At 28.9% G+C, this 16,800-nt stretch carries 15 protein-coding genes; 8 read left to right on the top strand and 7 right to left on the bottom strand.

The annotated features are described in order from the left end of the window. Positions 1-16 precede the first annotated feature (16 nt). Positions 17-2,116 (bottom strand): S8/S53 family peptidase, encoded by a 2,100-nt coding sequence (locus G0Q09_RS02580; protein ID WP_219033871.1) that lies wholly within the window; start codon positions 2,114-2,116, stop codon positions 17-19. An 8-nt stretch (positions 2,117-2,124) separates the two neighbouring features. Beyond that, entirely contained in the window at positions 2,125-2,292 is a 168-nt protein-coding gene (locus tag G0Q09_RS02585) for a hypothetical protein (protein WP_219033872.1), read from the bottom strand. A gap of 255 nt (positions 2,293-2,547) precedes the next feature. Between G0Q09_RS02585 and G0Q09_RS02590 the strand changes: the two genes are divergently transcribed. The 6 genes from G0Q09_RS02590 to G0Q09_RS02615 all read left to right on the top strand — a co-directional run bounded on the left by G0Q09_RS02590 (position 2,548) and on the right by G0Q09_RS02615 (position 8,352). After that, positions 2,548-3,060 (top strand): 30S ribosomal protein S16, encoded by a 513-nt coding sequence (locus tag G0Q09_RS02590; protein WP_219033873.1) that lies wholly within the window; start codon positions 2,548-2,550, stop codon positions 3,058-3,060. A gap of 24 nt (positions 3,061-3,084) precedes the next feature. After that, positions 3,085-3,609: a ribosome maturation factor RimM gene (gene rimM / locus G0Q09_RS02595; RefSeq protein ID WP_219033874.1), complete on the top strand. Its 525-nt coding sequence runs from the start codon at positions 3,085-3,087 to the stop codon at positions 3,607-3,609. 129 nt (positions 3,610-3,738) lie between these two features. Further along, positions 3,739-5,421 carry a glutamine--tRNA ligase/YqeY domain fusion protein gene (locus tag G0Q09_RS02600; protein ID WP_038336464.1) on the top strand — a complete coding sequence of 561 codons (1,683 nt, stop codon included), beginning with the start codon at positions 3,739-3,741 and terminating at the stop codon, positions 5,419-5,421. A gap of 91 nt (positions 5,422-5,512) precedes the next feature. Then, a complete protein-coding gene (gene radC / locus G0Q09_RS02605) occupies positions 5,513-6,211 on the top strand; it encodes a RadC family protein (RefSeq protein WP_219033875.1) in 699 nt (232 codons plus the stop codon). Positions 6,212-6,238: 27 nt separating this feature from the next. Then, positions 6,239-7,468 (top strand): polysaccharide deacetylase family protein, encoded by a 1,230-nt coding sequence (locus G0Q09_RS02610; protein WP_219033876.1) that lies wholly within the window; start codon positions 6,239-6,241, stop codon positions 7,466-7,468. Then, a complete protein-coding gene (locus G0Q09_RS02615) occupies positions 7,465-8,352 on the top strand; it encodes a hypothetical protein (RefSeq protein WP_219033877.1) in 888 nt (295 codons plus the stop codon). The genes G0Q09_RS02610 and G0Q09_RS02615 overlap by 4 nt, the downstream gene beginning before the upstream one ends. Here G0Q09_RS02615 and G0Q09_RS02620 read toward each other — a convergent pair. Next, a complete protein-coding gene (locus G0Q09_RS02620) occupies positions 8,326-9,099 on the bottom strand; it encodes a class I SAM-dependent methyltransferase (protein ID WP_125349540.1) in 774 nt (257 codons plus the stop codon). The two genes, G0Q09_RS02615 and G0Q09_RS02620, sit on opposite strands and share 27 nt — an antisense overlap. Before the next feature lie 28 nt (positions 9,100-9,127). Between G0Q09_RS02620 and G0Q09_RS02625 the strand changes: the two genes are divergently transcribed. Both G0Q09_RS02625 and G0Q09_RS02630 read left to right on the top strand, forming a co-directional pair. Next, entirely contained in the window at positions 9,128-10,003 is an 876-nt protein-coding gene (locus G0Q09_RS02625; protein ID WP_219033878.1) for a polysaccharide deacetylase family protein, read from the top strand. Between the two features lie 10 nt (positions 10,004-10,013). Continuing rightward, on the top strand, positions 10,014-11,285 hold the full coding sequence (locus tag G0Q09_RS02630) for a protein O-mannosyl-transferase family (protein WP_219033879.1): 1,272 nt from the start codon (positions 10,014-10,016) through the stop codon (positions 11,283-11,285). A gap of 195 nt (positions 11,286-11,480) precedes the next feature. Here G0Q09_RS02630 and G0Q09_RS02635 read toward each other — a convergent pair whose 3' ends face one another. The 4 genes from G0Q09_RS02635 to G0Q09_RS02650 are packed head-to-tail and all read right to left on the bottom strand — an operon-like array spanning position 11,481 to position 16,750. Continuing rightward, entirely contained in the window at positions 11,481-12,740 is a 1,260-nt protein-coding gene (locus G0Q09_RS02635) for an oligosaccharide flippase family protein (RefSeq protein WP_219033880.1), read from the bottom strand. Next, positions 12,740-14,365: an asparagine synthase-related protein gene (locus G0Q09_RS02640; protein ID WP_219033881.1), complete on the bottom strand. Its 1,626-nt coding sequence runs from the start codon at positions 14,363-14,365 to the stop codon at positions 12,740-12,742. Before G0Q09_RS02640 ends, G0Q09_RS02635 begins: the two co-directional genes overlap by 1 nt. Beyond that, positions 14,362-15,498 (bottom strand): glycosyltransferase family 4 protein, encoded by a 1,137-nt coding sequence (locus G0Q09_RS15165; protein ID WP_219033882.1) that lies wholly within the window; start codon positions 15,496-15,498, stop codon positions 14,362-14,364. Before G0Q09_RS15165 ends, G0Q09_RS02640 begins: the two co-directional genes overlap by 4 nt. Then, positions 15,491-16,750, bottom strand: a complete 1,260-nt coding sequence (locus G0Q09_RS02650; protein ID WP_125350777.1) for a lipopolysaccharide biosynthesis protein — start codon at positions 16,748-16,750, stop codon at positions 15,491-15,493. Before G0Q09_RS02650 ends, G0Q09_RS15165 begins: the two co-directional genes overlap by 8 nt. Positions 16,751-16,800 lie beyond the last annotated feature (50 nt).

The following is a 16,800-nucleotide window of genomic DNA, read 5'->3' on the forward strand; positions in this document are numbered from 1 at the left end:
AGAAAAAAATACTGTTCTATTGTTTTACGATTTTTTTAGAAACCGATTGTTTATCTGTTTTGATATTAATAATATAAACACCTGTCGGTAAATTTGAAATATTAATTTGCTTCTTATCCGAAGACGAAACTTTTTTTCCAGTCATATCAAAAATATCTACAACTATCATTTTTTCATTCGTCTGTACATTTACAATATCTTTTGTAACTGTTGGATAAACTGAAATAGAATTTAATTTATCTAGTTCACTTGTGTCCAAATTTGCTGGATTACCACCTGTAATGAGTAATGTATATTTTTGATCTGAAGCTACTTTGTTCTCATTAACTAAAGTTCCTTTATTCGAAACAACTATTTTATACTTTCTTCCAACAACTGGAGATTTTATTGAAATTTGTTCAACATTATCTACTAAATTATCTCCTTTTATTGCTGCTCCAGTAGGATTTGATAAATCTAATTTCCAAGGCATAAACACTTCATTAGTTTGAGTATCAATAACTCTTAGATCAAAATCATTTACAATCTTTGAAGTTTTATCATTTATTGCTCCATCATTAGTAGTAGCAGGAGTACCAGCAGGATCAATCCAGGTTAGTGTTACCTTTAATTCATTATCAGTATTAGATGTTGCTATAATTTCTTTATTGTAATCTACACCAGATTTTTTATCATTTCTTTCTAATATACTTCCTGTTTTATTATGTATATCTACTAAAGTTTCTGCAGCTTTTTTAGCATCTAACATACCCCAACCAAACCAATTATCAGGACCTTCGAAATCACCAGCTTCCATTGTAGTATGTAATAATAAAGCTTTTATTTCGTCTGCATAAAAATAATACTGATTATCTCCACTTAATAATCTTTTTAATTGCGTTATCGCTCCTATCGCACCTGTCACTTTTGGTGCAGAATATGAAGTCCCACTACCCATTGTAAATCTTGTTACAGAAGTTGAATCAGTCGCAATAGCTGTCGGTGCAATTACATTTGTTCCTACTGCAACTAAATCTGGTTTTATAGCTCCATCTTTTCTTGGCCCAACACTACTATAACTAGATCTTATTATTTCATTTTTAGATGTGATTCTGTTATTTGAAGTATTTGGTACATTTACAGCTCCTACTACAATAATATTTTTAGCTAAAGATCCTGTACCTATGCAATATGCTCCTGATTTACAATTTATATCGGGCATAATATCTTTTCCATCAAAAGCTTGATATGCTCCATTTCCCCATCTATATTTAGGAATAGTATCATTCGCGGCTGGTCCATCTCCATAATAATTACCCGCTGATTTAATTATTGTAAATTTAGGGTCCGCATAAACTATTTTATCATAATTTTCATCATTAGTTAAATAAGTTCCGAAAAAAGTATCACTTGATTTCGTAAATATCGTTGTATTAACTGGATAATACCAACCTTTTCCCAAACTACCATTAGCATCATATGACCATCCATAATTAACTCCATAAGAATGGTTCGATATATAATAATTATAATTTAATATTTTACTAAAAATATTTCCATTCGTTGTAGTAGAAAAACCTGCTGATTTTATCTTTGCATTTGGTAATACTCCTTTTGCAGCTTGATTAAAAGTAACTTTAGAACCATCTGTATAAGTAAATGTAACATTATAATAACCTCCTGCAGCAATAAAACCAGCTACTGACGTTGCATGTGTAGACATTGCAAGAACTTTATTCTCTAGATCAGAAACCCTTGTAAGTCCTGTAGAAGATTTATCTCCAAACTCTTTATGAGGAGCAAAGGTTGCGCCTCCATCAAAGATAGCAATATCCATATTGTCACCATTTAACGCGAACCCTCCTACTTGACCACTTTGTAAATAATCAATATTAGAAGCATTGTTTGCTCTATAATCATCCGTTTGATAAAACACTGCAGAATAATCTGTAATTTCAGCTAAGTTTGAGATGTTAAATGAATGATTAGAATGACTCTTACTTAATCTTTGTTTAAACTTATTTGTCTTAACTTCATTTTGTTCTTTAAAAAAAGTAGATAATTCTTTTTTAGATTGCGCATACGTATTAATATATGCTAAAGACAGTAATCCTGTAAAAAGTAGTTTTATATTCATATTTGTTGTTATTTTTTCTTATTAGTCGTTTCATTATATATTGGTGTTGTATCAAAGATGTCTGTAACAGTTGATTTATTTTTAGTTGAATCTCCTTTTATATTTAGACTATCATATTTTTTTTCCAATTTCTTTTGTTGTTCATCAAAATATTTTGACAACTCTTTCTTAGACATATTTAATGTATCTTTAGTTACCAAATTTGAAGACTTACTAACCTCTCTGTTCTTACATTGTGAAAAAAAAACGATCACAACCAAGATGGCTAGACTTTTAATAAATAGATTCATACTCATATCAATTATAAAAATATCTTACTAAGATAATAAAAGTCATCAATATACAAAACAATGTGTTTTTAATAAAAATATTGTATATTTGCACCTCAAATTTGTAAAACGGGACGAGTTCCCCAAATAATTAGTTATACTATGGCTACAAGAATTAGATTACAAAGACATGGTCGTAAAGGAAAACCATTCTTTCACATCGTAGTTGCTGACTCAAGAGCAAAACGTGATGGTCGTTTCATCGAAAAATTAGGTACTTACAACCCAATTACTAACCCTGCAACTGTAGAATTAAATGTTGATTCTGCTGTAAAATGGTTACAAACTGGTGCTGAGCCAACTAATACTGCTAAAGCTTTATTATCTTACAAAGGTGCTTTTATGAAAAAACACTTATTAGGTGGTGTTGCTAAAGGTGCGTTTTCTCAAGAAGAAGCTGACAAACGTTTCGACGCTTGGTTAGAAGCTAAAGGTGAAAAAGTTCAAGCTAAAAAAGACGGTTTAACTTCAGGTGCTGCTGCATTAGAAGCTGAAAAAGCTGTTAATGAAGCTCGTGTAAAAGCTGCTCAGGAAGCTGAAGCTGCTGCACAAGTTGAAGAAACTCCTGCTGAAGAAGCAGAAGGTACAACTGAAGAAGTTGCTACAGAAGAATAATTTTTAAGTTCAGAGACGTTCCAAATGACAAAAAATGATTGCTATTATTTAGGTAAAATTACAAAGAGACATGGTTTCAAAGGTAATTTAATCATTCACTTGGATACAGACGAACCAGAATTATACGATACTTTGGAAGCAGTGTTCATCGAGCAAGATGGTACACTGGTTCCATTTTTTTTCGAAACTTCTCAACCTTATCAAGGCACAAAATTATTAGTAAAGTTTGAAGATGTTGAAGACGAAGATGTCGACAAATTAATCAATCGCGAACTTTATTTACCTCTAAAATCATTACCAGAACTTTCTGGAACAGATTTTTATTACCACGAAATTGTTGGTTTCACAATTTACGATCAAACAAATACAGAAGTTGGGACAATAAAATCTGTTAACGATTCTGCAGCGCAAGCTTATTTCGAAGTAGATGCGAATGGAAAAGAAATCTTAATTCCGATGATTGACGAATGGATTCTTGAAGTTAATCGAGAAGAAAAAGCAATGCTTATCCAAGTTCCTAACGGATTATTAGAGATTTATCTGGGGTAATTTATCCATTATAAATAAATTATTTACTTCTATTTTTTGATTGAATTTTTCTATTTGTAAAATCCGAAATTTTCGACATTATATTTATTGTCAATTTCGTACCTTTGCAAACTCAATCGTAATTAAAAAATGGAAGAAGAAAAAAAATCATTGAATTTTATTGAGCAAATCATCGAAGATGATTTAGCCAACGGGATGCCGAAAGAAAATTTACGTTTTCGTTTCCCACCAGAACCAAATGGTTATTTGCATATCGGGCATGCAAAAGCAATCTGCTTAAACTTCGGTTTAGGACAGCGTTACAATGCGCCTGTAAACTTACGTTTTGATGACACTAATCCTGACAAAGAAGAGCAAGAATTCGTAGATTCTATCCGCGAAGATGTGAAATGGTTAGGTTTCGAGTGGGCTGAAGAACGCTATGCTTCTGATTATTTCCAGCAGCTTTACGATTGGGCTGTTCAATTAATTAAAGAAGGAAAAGCGTACATCGACGACCAGTCTTCAGAAGTGATTAATGAACAACGTAAAACACCTTTTGAACCAGGAATTGAATCACCTTTCAGAAATCGTTCTGTTGAAGAAAATTTAGATCTTTTCGAACGAATGAAAGCGGGAGAATTTGAAGAAGGAACACATGTTTTACGTGCAAAAATAGATATGACTTCTCCTAATATGAACATGCGCGACCCTGTTATGTATCGTATTTTGAAACGTCCTCATCACCGTACTGGAGACACTTGGAAAATGTACCCAATGTACGATTGGACGCATGGAGAATCTGATTATATCGAAGGAATTTCACACTCATTATGTTCATTAGAATTCAAAAATCATCGCGATTTATACGAATGGTACGCGAACAATGTGGAACTACCAAATCAACCTCAAAAACCAAAACAACGCGAATTTGCTCGTGGTAATGTTTCGTACATGATTACAAGTAAACGTAAGTTGATGAAATTGGTTCAAGAAGGAGTTGTAACAGGTTGGGACGATCCACGTATGCCTACAATTTCAGGTTTGCGTCGTCGCGGTTATACGCCAGAATCGATTAAAAATTTCTGGAATACAGCTGGTGTTGCAAAACGTGATAATGTATTGGATATTTCGTTATTAGAATTTTCTGTTCGTGATCATTTAAACAAAATTGCTCCTCGTGTTTTTGCTGTTATAGATCCAGTGAAAGTTATCATCGAAAATTATCCAGAAGGACAAGTAGAGGAATTAGAAATTGAGAATAATCCAGAAGACGAAACAGCTGGAACTCGTATCGTTCCTTTTACAAGAGAAATCTACATCGAGCGTGAAGATTTTATGGAAGAAGCGCCTAAAAAATTCTTCCGTTTATCATTAGGAAATGAAGTTCGTTTGAAAGGTGCTTATTTCATTAAAGCAGAGAGAGTAGAAAAAGATGCTGAAGGGAATATCACAACAATCTATGCAACTTACGATCCTGAAACGAAATCAGGAAGTGGAACTGAAGCTTCTAAACGTAAAGTAAAAGGTACATTGCATTGGGTTTCTGCAACAGAGAATATTCCAATCGAAGTGCGTGAATATGATCGTTTATTTACAGTTGAATCTCCAGATGCAGAGAAAGATGTTGACTTTTTACAATTTGTCAATCCAAATTCTTTAACTGTAAAAGAAGGTTTTGCTGAGCCTGCTTTGAAAGAAGCCAAAGTGGAGGATAAATTCCAGTTTCAACGTATTGGATATTTTGCTTTAGATCGTGATTCTTCTACAGAAAAGTTAATTTTCAATAGAACTGTTACGCTTAAAGATACTTGGGCAAAAGTCAATAAATAAAAAATCTATTTTATTAAATATCAAGCTCGAACAAATTTGTTCGAGCTTTTTTTATTATATTGTAAAATACAAAATCAATCCCTTAATATAAATGGATTACTTAGAGAATAAAAATTCGATAAAAAACTGGAATGAAGATGATCGTCCTCGCGAAAAATTAGCTTTAAAAGGGCGTTCGTCGCTTTCTGATGCGGAATTGTTAGCGATTATCATGGGAAGTGGAAATCGTGAAGAATCTGCCGTGGAGTTAGCAAAACGAATCTTAAATTCTGCAAACAATAATTGGAATGAATTAGCAAAATATTCAATTGTAGATTTATGCAAATTCAAAGGAGTTGGAGAAGCAAAAGCAATTTCGATAATCACAGCAATGGAAATTGGAAGAAGACGAAATTCGCAAGAGATTTTAGAACGCGACAAAATTACTTCAAGCAAAGACGCAGCCATAATTTTACAACAACAAATTGGTGATTTACCAAACGAAGAATTTTGGGTAATGTTTCTCAATCAAGGAAATCGAATCATTAAAACTGAGCAAATTTCACGAGGTGGAATTAATCAAACCGCTGTCGATATTCGAGTAATTTTTAAACGTGCCTTAGAGTTAATGGCAACTGGAATGATACTTTCTCACAATCATCCTTCTGGAAATCTTACTCCAAGTCAGTCTGATATACACATTACTCGAAAAATAAAAGAAGGTGCCACTCTTTTAGATATTCAAGTTTTAGATCACATTATTGTTTCTCAAAAAGATTTTTATTCATTTGCGGATGATGGTCTAATTTGATATCTTTAAGCTTTATTGAAAACTATTTTGAGTCAAAAAATCATCATATTTACAGAAAAAATAACGAATCGAATTGAATATATTTTCGATTTTATTTTTCATAATTTTTCTGGAATTGACTACAAAACGACTACAGATTTTGATGAGTTTTCACAATCAATTTTACCAAAAATCAACTTTTCAAATCAATTTTTAGAAAATGAAATCAATTATAAAGTTGATGATATTTTATTGGAAACTACCATTCAAGAAAATGTTGATTATTCAATTTTAAACGAATTTGGGAAATGTTTTTATTGGCTTTCTCGTTATGAAGAATACATTGCAAAACCAGAAAAATTTGATAAACACAATCGTTTTTTAGGTTCGGATTTAGATTATTCGAAACCAATTGTAGATGAAATTTGTATTGAAATTCAAAAAAAGATAAAGTCTAAATTTCCTGAAATTTATTTTAAACAGAGAGTTTTCAAACAGATTAATACTCATGACGTAGATTATGCATGGAAATATCTTCATCATTCTCCTAAAATAAAATTTGGTTCACTTTCAAAGAAAATTTTAAAAGGTGATTTCAAAGAATTTCAGAATCAAATCAAAATTTTAAATCAGCAAAAAAAAGATCCTTACGATACATTTGATTATTTGAAAGTTTTAGCTGAAAAACATCAAATCGAAACAGTTTTCTTTTGGTTATTGGGCGATTATTCTACTTTCGATAAAAATCATCATTGGAAAAATAATGCTCAAAAAAATTTAATAAATAACATTTCAACTTGGGCAAAAATTGGAATTCACCCTTCTTATCAATCTAATTTTGATGAAAATAAATTAACAATTGAAATTAATCGATTAGAAAAAATTAGCAATCAACCGATAAAAAAATCACGTCAACATTTCATTAAATTGAATTTCCCTTACGCTTATCAACAATTGTTAATAAATGAAATTTTGGAAGATTACACCATGGGATTCCCACATCAATTAGGCTTTAGAGCTGGAACATCTACTCCATTCAAATGGTTTGACTTATCAAGAAATCAACAAACATTGTTAAAAATATATCCTTTTGTCGCAATGGATGTTACATTGAAAAATTATTTAAAATTAACACCGCAACAAGCTTTAGAGGAAATAAAACGATTGAAACAAACAATTAAAGCCACAAACGGAACGTTTATAACATTATTCCACCAATCAAACTTGAACGAAGATTGGACTGAATGGCGAAAAGTTTACGAAAGTATTTTTAAATGATAAAAAGAGTTTCTCGAAAAAAATTAGATGTTAATAAATATACCGAATGTCTCAACAAATCGGTGAATTACCGCATTTATGCCGAAGTTTTTTATTTGGATGCTTTAGTTGAAAACAATTGGGATTGTTATGTTTTGAACGATTATGAAGCCATAATGCCTTTGCCATATACAAAAAAAATTGGTATAAAATTTATTACACAACCAATTTATTGTCAACAATTAGGAGTTTTTCATCAAGAAAATTTCTCAAAAGAAACTTTTCAACTTTTTGAGAAAAAACTACATCGAAATTTAGTGAGAGCTTATGCTTTTAATGAGGAAAATACAGAGATGTTTGAACCGAAGGGACAGAAAAAGGTTAATTATATTTTAGATTTGAATCAAGATTATGAAATTTTATTTTCAAATTACAGTAGAAATAGAAAAAATGAAATTCGTAAAGTAGAAAAATCCAATTATAACATTGAAAAAGTTACTCAATTAAATCGATTTTTCAAAATAAATTCATCTTATGAATATTTGATCGCAAATAATTTAATAAACTACTCGCAAGAAAAAATTCAAAGTTTATTTAATCAAAAAATTATTAATATTTATGAAATTTTTGATCAAGAAGAAAATTTAATTGGTTGTCAACTAATCATGATTTCTAAAAATCGAGTTTATAATTTTGCTTTTGCAAGAAATAAGAATTCAAAAAGTAATTTTGGATCAGCTTACATAATAGATTACATTATCAAAAACTTTTCTAATTCAGAATTAACACTTGATTTCGAAGGTTCTATGATTCCTTCTATAGCTAAATTTATGCAAGGTTTTGGTGCTATAAAAAATCATTATACAAACTATTCTAATTTAGACTTTTTGACAAAGAAAAATTAATTCACGATAGCCATTTCCAACAGAAAGTTTCTTTGCTAAATTATGATCAATTTTATTTCGATAATCTATTTTTTCGACAATTATATTTTCACGTTTTAATCTTTCTTGAAAGTCCTGTCCATGCAATCTCAATAAATCTTTTTCGCCATAATTTTTTAATCGTTCTTCTTCTGTCTTAAATTCAGCATTTTCAAACGTATTATTTATTGGATGAATAGGAGTTTGAATCAAAGCTTTTCCTCCTTTTTTTAGAACGCGAAACAATTCATCAATTGCCTTTTTTTCGTTTGGAATATGCCCTAAAACATGACAACAAATTATATAATCAAATGTGTTATCAGGATAATTTATTGAAGTAATATCCATTTCTTCATCAGCAAGATTAATGTTAATATCAGCATTGATATAACGTAAATTATCGGTCTGTTTAAAAATATTTTTCAATGCGTCTTCTGGAGCAATATGCAATAATTTATTCGGTTTAACCAATAAATCTGTTTCATTTTTTATAAACTCTAACAAAACTCTTGTCCTTTCTAATGAACCACAATTTGGACATTCAGCATTTTCTCGGTTATCTATACCGTTTGATTTATCCAAAAACTTAGAAAAAGATTGTTCGCAACAATTACAATAAAAATTATTTCCTTTCAGAAATAATCCATTCAATTTCTTTAAATTTTTTCTATTATTAATTCTTATCTTTTCGGAAAATATTTTTTTATAAAATGTTTTAATTGCATTCATTACTTACAAACGTTAAGACTGCTATTTTATGATATTAAATTTATTCAAAAAAAATATATTTCCTTTTTACCATACAGTTTCAGATAAAAGATTAATTCATATCGATCAATTATATCCATTAAAATCTATTGATCAATTTCAACGTGAATTAGATTTTTTTCAGAAAAATTATGTCAATATTTCTATGATTGAATTAATTGATTTATACGAAAAAAATGGTTCTATTCCTCAAGAAAATTACTTTCATCTTAGTTTTGATGATGGTTTGAAACAATGTTACTCTATAATTGCTCCAATATTAAAAGAACGAAATTTAGATGCAACTTTTTTTATCAATCCAAATTTTATTGACAATCAAGAAGTTTTTTATCGGTATAAAGTTGCTTTCATTTTAGAAAACATTACAGACAATAACCTTAAAAAAGAACTTTTAAATTATTCTATTCATGATCTTAAAAAAATTAATTCATTAATTTTAAAACAAGAAATAAAACTAAATGATGTTGAAATTTATTTGAATGAAAATGAAATTAAAGCATTAATTCATCAAGGCTTTACAATTGGCGCACATTCAATGAATCATCCTTATTATCGCGATATTTCTTTTGAACAACAACTTATAGAGACAAATGAAAGTTTAGATTTTATCCAACAAAAGTTTAATTTGGATTATCGAGTTTTTTCTTTTCCTTTTACAGATGATGGAGTTTCTATAAACTTTTTTAATACTATAAAATCCGATTTTACATTTGGTACGGCAGGAATAAAAAACGATGAGATTTCAACAAATATTCAGCGACTTCCGATGGATAATTGTATTTCTGATCCCACAATTTTTATCCAAAAAAATCGTTATAAATTCTATATTCAAAAGTTACTACAAAAACATATTGTATCTCATTAACACAAAAAGAGTGAAAAAATTTTACCATTTATTTCTTACATTATTTTTCTTAATCATTTATCGTTTAGGAAGTTTTAGTAAAATAACTTTTGGTGATGCTGCTGGAAAAATATTGGATATAGAACGAAATCAATTTACGTATGAAACATATTCATTAACTCATTTTTTGTATTTCAATTTCAATATTCTAATTCACAAATTATTTCCTTTTATAAATACCATTGAGATTGGACGTTGGGTAAATATTATTTCTGCTGTAATTGTTTTGAATATTTTATTTTCAATTCTTAAACTCTTAAATAAAAAGCTTTGGATTTCTCTTTTAGGTACAGTTGCGTTTGGATTTAGCTTTACTTTTTGGAAAAATACCGAAAATATAGAAGTTTACACTTTTTGTTTAATTTGGATTTCACTTTACGTTTTATTTGCTATAAAATTTGTTCAAAATAAACAATCTAAAACTCTTTTATTTACAGGAATAATACTTGGAATTAGCTTATTTTCTCATATACAAGGAATTCTATTAATTCCTTCTTATTTTTATTTATGTTTTTTGGCCTATAAAAGCAATGAAAAGAAATCTCATATTTTATGTTATTGTATTCTACCTTTTCTATTTTTAGCATTGCTTTATATTTATCCAATTATTAATAACGAATCTCTGAAAAATGTTTTATCATCTTCGGAAAAATCATGGGTTTCTGACTCATTGAAGAAAGATTTAGTAAGCTATTCAAAAGATTTAATGAAAGCATTAGGTTATATTATTTATAATTTTTGGTTTCTTAATTTTGCCTTATTCTTTATTCCAATTAGAAATTTTATCAAAGACAAATCATTACTTTTTTTAATTATTTTCGGCTTACCTGTTTTCTGTTTTTCTACTATTTATGCTGTTAGCGACAATTATGTCTTTTTCTTAAATTTTAATTTAGCTTATTTGATTATTTTAAGTGTTGGTTTAAACAATTTTATTATAAAATTCCCGAAGTACACATCATTAATTTCCATCCTTATTTTCTCAATACCGCTTTATTATTATTCTGCTAAACAACTTGCTATGCAAACAACAAAAGGGAAGGAATTTCATCAACAAAAAGCATACAAAGATGGATTAAATTATTACTTGCTTCCATGGATGAATAACAATAAAGGTATCCTGGAAGTTATTTTAAATAATGAAAAAACAAATGAAGATATTGAATGGATGAAAGAAACAGGTCAAAAATTAATTGATCTAAAATCCAAAACAATGACAGAAGAAGAAATAAAAAAGTTGTAATAAATATATGCTAAATAGGCATATCTAATGATTGATATGTTTTGCGAAATGCACAATACTTCCTCTTTTCAAATCCCTATTTCAAAGTATGCATTCTTCAAATTCTTTTACATCCATTTTTCAAATAATAATAAATCTGCAATCAAAGAAACTTATTTTAAAAGTAAACGAGCTCCTTTAACTAATTTCTCTATTTTATTCATTTTTTTCTAGTTTGTGTAAGTATTGATTGAAAATGTAAGCCGAATAAAATCCCATTGATATAAATGTAATGGCTAACGCAATCGCCGCACCTAAATTCCCTAAAGATTGTGTTAAGACAAAACCTAAAACGACCATTATTATAATAGAAAAAAGGGCCACTCGGAAATTCTTATTGGCCAAACCAACAGCTGACAATAAATTACCATACAAATTTCTGAAGCACATATTAAACGCAACTGCAGTTAAAATAACGAAAAAAATCCAACCATTTTCATTGTATTCTGCCCCAAAAACAAAAGGTAAAATCCAATCTTTTATAACAAAACCTATTATCAAAATCAGTATACTAATTGGAACAAATAGTTTATAATAATTTCGGATATAAAACTTTAAATAATCAATATTTCTTGAATTTGATACTATTTTCGGATAATCTGTTTGCATGAAAATCAAGGGAATAAACATCAAATTCATCGGTAAAATAATGGCAACTTTATAGTTTGCAACAGCCTTTTCATTTAATAATAATCCAATCAAAACAATATCAATCATGAAAAGCAATTCTGATAAAAAATAGGTCAATGATGAGTTGATCGAATATTTCCAAAATTCTTTTTTATTGAAATCATTTAGTCTAAAAGAAATGGAAGAAAGTATTTCTCTTTTATAAAATAAAATAGCCATCCAAGGTGTAATAGATAAACCAAATAAATAGCCATAAATTCCAAAATAATAAGTCAATGTAAGAGCCAACAACAATCCAACAAGATTAATCAATATTGAAATTCGAGCAAATTTATCATTCGAATTTTGAATGCGATAATAATTTAGCACAAAGGTGTACAAATAGTAACCTAACATTCGAATACTAAAAAAAAATACCACAATCCAAATATTAAAATATTTAAATTCGTAAAAGCAACCCGTTATAAAAAATGCAACAATTAATAAAAAATGTCTTTTTAAACCTTGTTTGAAGATATAATTTGAAAGCTGAGTTTTATTTTTTTCATCTTTTTCTAATGCTCCATAACGTAGTAAACCTTGTACAGCCCCAAAACCATTTAAGGTTATAAAAACGCCAAAAAGAGAAGCGATAATTGTAATTAAGCCATAATCTTCTGACGAAATCATTCGAACAACAAAAATGGTATTTAGCAAGCCAACCACTTTCTCAATTAAAATGGATAGAAATACAAAAAAACCTTTGTTTTGAAAAAAATCTTTTAGGAATAATACTAGATTACGCATTAAAAATAATGTTTTATGATAGATAAAACGGTTAAAACAGTTGATTTCTCATTAAAATCGCCCGTCTTATAAAGTGAAATAAGATCATTTTTTAACATTTCTGATGTTACCAACGAAATAGTATTTTCAAAATAATCGTCCATCCTTTGTTGGTATTTCTTTTCTTGCTTATAATAATAATCATAAGCTGTCATCTTTCCAAAATTTTGCTTTTTGAAAATTCGATTTACCAATAAATTAAATGAACGTTTTACAATTTTATCTCCTAAAACAGTATTCCTTTTCGATGTTGGTTTCAAAAGTGTTCTTTCCCAAATATATTTCGTTGCATCTGGATGAAATTGATTGATCCACTCTATATATAACTCCTGATTATATTTCCATTCTTCAGGCAAACTATGCACAAATTTTATAAAATCTGAATTCATAAAAGGCGAAGTCTGATACGAAAATTCTTCCGCCATATAAGAACCTAAAACCGCTCTATTATATCCAACATTTCGAGTTAAAAAATGTTCTTCATTATCATATTGAGAAATAATTTGATTGAATTCATTTTCTATTTGATGAAACAATCGATTATTAACCACGATTTTTTCTTTTGTTGGAGGAGTTTTCATTCTTTTTCTATTAAACATTCCCAAAACACCATCACCTAATTGTCCACTGTGAATTAATCCAAATCGATTTCGATTAATCGATTTATAAGCAAAGTTTGTATGTAAAGCTCCAGAATAAACAATAAACCCATTAGAAATATTGAATATTTCGTCTATTTCGGTAATATAATCTCCACCATTTAATTCTACAAAATGAAAAGGAATATTATAATCTTTTGCGATTTGTCTTGCAATAATTTCGTCCCAATATCCTTTCTGAGAAAAACAAAATGCTTCGTCAATTGTATACTTATTTTTTAAAGCTACCAATAACGTCATTCTCGAATCTAGGCCTCCACTTAATAAAGCAAAACTTTCTTTCTTCAGATCCTTATCTTTTTCAAATTCCAAACAAACCGCTTGATTAAATAATCGGTCAATTTCTTCTAATGCTTCCTTTTTTGAGCCTCTGAACTTTGAGTAAAATGAATAATAAGATGAAATATCTGATGCTAAATTATTTAAATCAATCGTTAAAATCTGTGCTTCATTCAATTTTTTCACCTCCTTTACCGGCGTATAATCTTCTAATGTATTTCCGCAAACCAATAAAGAATACATCGAAAATTCATCCAAAGAATATGTCAATTGAGTCCTTTTAAGTTTATCAACTAAACGTATTAAACTTGTGTCAATGACTATATTTTCTTGATGTTTATAATAGAATAATTTTCGTGTTCCTGTAAAGTTCGTGAATGTATATAGTTTATTAATATTTTTATCATAAATAAACCCTACAATTTCACCTTCTAATTCTTTGACAAAATCATTTCCAAATGAATTGTAAAGTGAATGAAATGAAAACGAATTATTCTTAGAATCAAATTGTTTCGAATTTAAAATAACACCTTCTATAACAATTAATACGTTTTGATAATCAACAATATAATTATCAAAATCATCGGCTTTTACAAAAATATTATAATCTACTTTTGATTCATTTATATGAAATTGAAATCCTTTCATTGTAAAACTTTTACATAAACTTCATCAAATTGTTGAGCAATTTCTTCCTTAGAAAAATTATTCAAAACATAATTATTTAATTCCTTTGGCGTTGCAAATTCATAACCTTCTATCACCTCAACCATTGCTTTATAAAGTGCTGATTCATCATTTTTATTCACAATAAATCCAAAATTATTTGGCATAAATTCTTTAATTCCACCAACATCACTTGCGATAACAGGAATTCCCGAAGCAAAAGCTTCTATTTGTACACAAGGTTGATTTTCATAATTACTAAAAAGTACAAAACAATTCACATTTTTCATCTTTTGATTCACTTCAAAATGTTGTAATCGCCCAAAAGATTTTACAAAAGCAGACAAATTATTTTCTTCAACAAAATTATTAATCAAAGTTAAATCTCCATTTCCTCCAATCTGAAATTCAAAATTATAGCCATTATCAACTAACTTTTTAACAACATTCAACATTCCTAAAATATTTTTATGTTCATTTTCTAAATGCGAAAGATGTAAAAAAGTTATTCTTTTTATTTTACAATCTTCTTTTACCGAAAACAATTCTACATCCACAACATTTGGAATAATTTTTACAATTGTTATAGGATAAATTTTAAGTATTTTCTGTGCTAAATCATTTGAAACAGGCGTTAAAACATCTACCTTTCTAAGTATTTTTTTAATTAAAAACTTCTTGTAAAATGGAAATGAAATAAAACGTTCTGGAGAAAATCCTGTCCAATGCTCTGTTAAAACTATTGGTTTTTTGTATTTATTTTTCAAAAATAAAGCAACTAAACCTGCCGGATAAACAACATTGAGATGAATTATATCAAAATTATTAATCAAAGAAACTCCTTTCAGAAAAGCTATAAATTGTTTGATTAAATTAAACGGGCGAAAAAAAGATGGTTTAAAATAAACAATTATTTCTCTTACATTTTGGTTGATAGAATCATCTATTTCAAAATTAGATTTTAAATTTTCATCTTTTACTGCATGAACAAGCGTCACATTATTTAAAGTAGAGATAGAACGTAAATGGCGCTGAATAAAATCTCCATTATCTAAAAAAATTCTACTCGGATACCAAGATGCTAAAGCTAAAATATTTTTTCTCGAATTATTCACCTAACTTTTTATAACGTTTCAGTTCTTTCATTACAAAGTAAAGTTGAACCAAATAGCCCATTCCTGCAAAGAAAGAATATAGAGATAACGTCAAAAGTATGTTTTTATTTAGTCCGCCAATCACACAAGTAATCAATGTGACGAAAACCAAATAAATATTGAAGTATAGTGCGTAATGATTTTTCTTGATAACCACGACTATTTGCTGAATAGGATTCATTGCAGAACGACACAAAATCCAAAATGAAAGTATCCACGTCATAATATGCAGGCCTCGCCATTCTGGTCCAAGCATCCACTCGAGAATAAAAATTCCGATACAATTCATCAACAAAAGAAAAACAGCAATTGCTCCAACGTTGTACAGTACCACTTTTTTCGATAAATCATATAATTGATGCGAACGATGATCAATCATTGCAGCAGATTTCTGAAAGAAAACTTTCGACATCGAATTGGAAAGTAATGTCAAAGGAACAACCAAAATTTTAGCTGAATTTCCCACAAAAGCTACATCTTCTTTCATAAAATAAATCGCAATCATAATTGGTAACAAATTGTTCGCAATTGCATTCAACGATTCTGAGGGTAATGTATATTTTAGGATTTCTTTGTTCTTAGAAATTGTTCGTTTAGCCAACCCAAAATCAATCGAAGAAAATCGTCCTTTTGTAATTGAAAAATAGTATGCACAAGACAAAATAGTTCCGAAAATTGTTCCATAAATCAATCCTGTTTCTTTGTAGCCTATCCAATAAAAAATGAACTGGAAAAAGACCGAAAACAGTGCATTAATCACAAATCCAGTTGAAATACTTTTGAATAATTTATACTTCGTAAACAATGTATTTTGAACATTATTCCAAGCTGTAAATAATCCTGCAACACAACTTAAGAAAACAATAAATAAGGAGGTTTTGAATGTGAAAATTTTTTCTAAAATAGCATAACCCAAAAAGAATAAAATCGTTACAATACTACTCACTAATAATAGGGTTGTAAACAAATTTCGAATCGCTTTTGATGATTTCGAAATCACGAAAATATTCTCTAAACGAAACGTTGTCAAAATAGAAAGAATGGCCACAAAACTTAAAAAAGCATTGTAAGTTCCCGACGCTTCTGGACCATAAATTCGAGCCAAAATAATTCCGCCAATAAACATAATCACTTGCGCAATTGTGTTACCTGCCAACAAAGACAAAACACCTTTGGCATTCTTCGTTTTAAATTTTTCTAACTTCGCTTTCAATTGATATTTTCTTCATCAGCAAATCTACATAAAATCCTTAGCTTTGCATT

The sequence above is a fragment of the Empedobacter falsenii genome (assembly GCF_019308355.1).
GTDB lineage: Bacteria > Bacteroidota > Bacteroidia > Flavobacteriales > Weeksellaceae > Empedobacter > Empedobacter falsenii_B.

Coding starts and splice junctions, on each gene's coding strand:
- G0Q09_RS02640 (WP_219033881.1), bottom strand. CDS start 14,365: ATGAAAGGATTTCAATTTCATATAAATGAATCAAAAGTAGATTATAAT.
- G0Q09_RS02635 (WP_219033880.1), bottom strand. CDS start 12,740: ATGCGTAATCTAGTATTATTCCTAAAAGATTTTTTTCAAAACAAAGGT.
- G0Q09_RS02600 (WP_038336464.1), top strand. CDS start 3,739: ATGGAAGAAGAAAAAAAATCATTGAATTTTATTGAGCAAATCATCGAA.
- radC (WP_219033875.1), top strand. CDS start 5,513: ATGGATTACTTAGAGAATAAAAATTCGATAAAAAACTGGAATGAAGAT.
- G0Q09_RS02585 (WP_219033872.1), bottom strand. CDS start 2,292: ATGTCTAAGAAAGAGTTGTCAAAATATTTTGATGAACAACAAAAGAAA.
- G0Q09_RS02620 (WP_125349540.1), bottom strand. CDS start 9,099: ATGAATGCAATTAAAACATTTTATAAAAAAATATTTTCCGAAAAGATA.
- G0Q09_RS02590 (WP_219033873.1), top strand. CDS start 2,548: ATGGCTACAAGAATTAGATTACAAAGACATGGTCGTAAAGGAAAACCA.
- G0Q09_RS02580 (WP_219033871.1), bottom strand. CDS start 2,116: ATGAATATAAAACTACTTTTTACAGGATTACTGTCTTTAGCATATATT.
- rimM (WP_219033874.1), top strand. CDS start 3,085: ATGACAAAAAATGATTGCTATTATTTAGGTAAAATTACAAAGAGACAT.
- G0Q09_RS02615 (WP_219033877.1), top strand. CDS start 7,465: ATGATAAAAAGAGTTTCTCGAAAAAAATTAGATGTTAATAAATATACC.
- G0Q09_RS02625 (WP_219033878.1), top strand. CDS start 9,128: ATGATATTAAATTTATTCAAAAAAAATATATTTCCTTTTTACCATACA.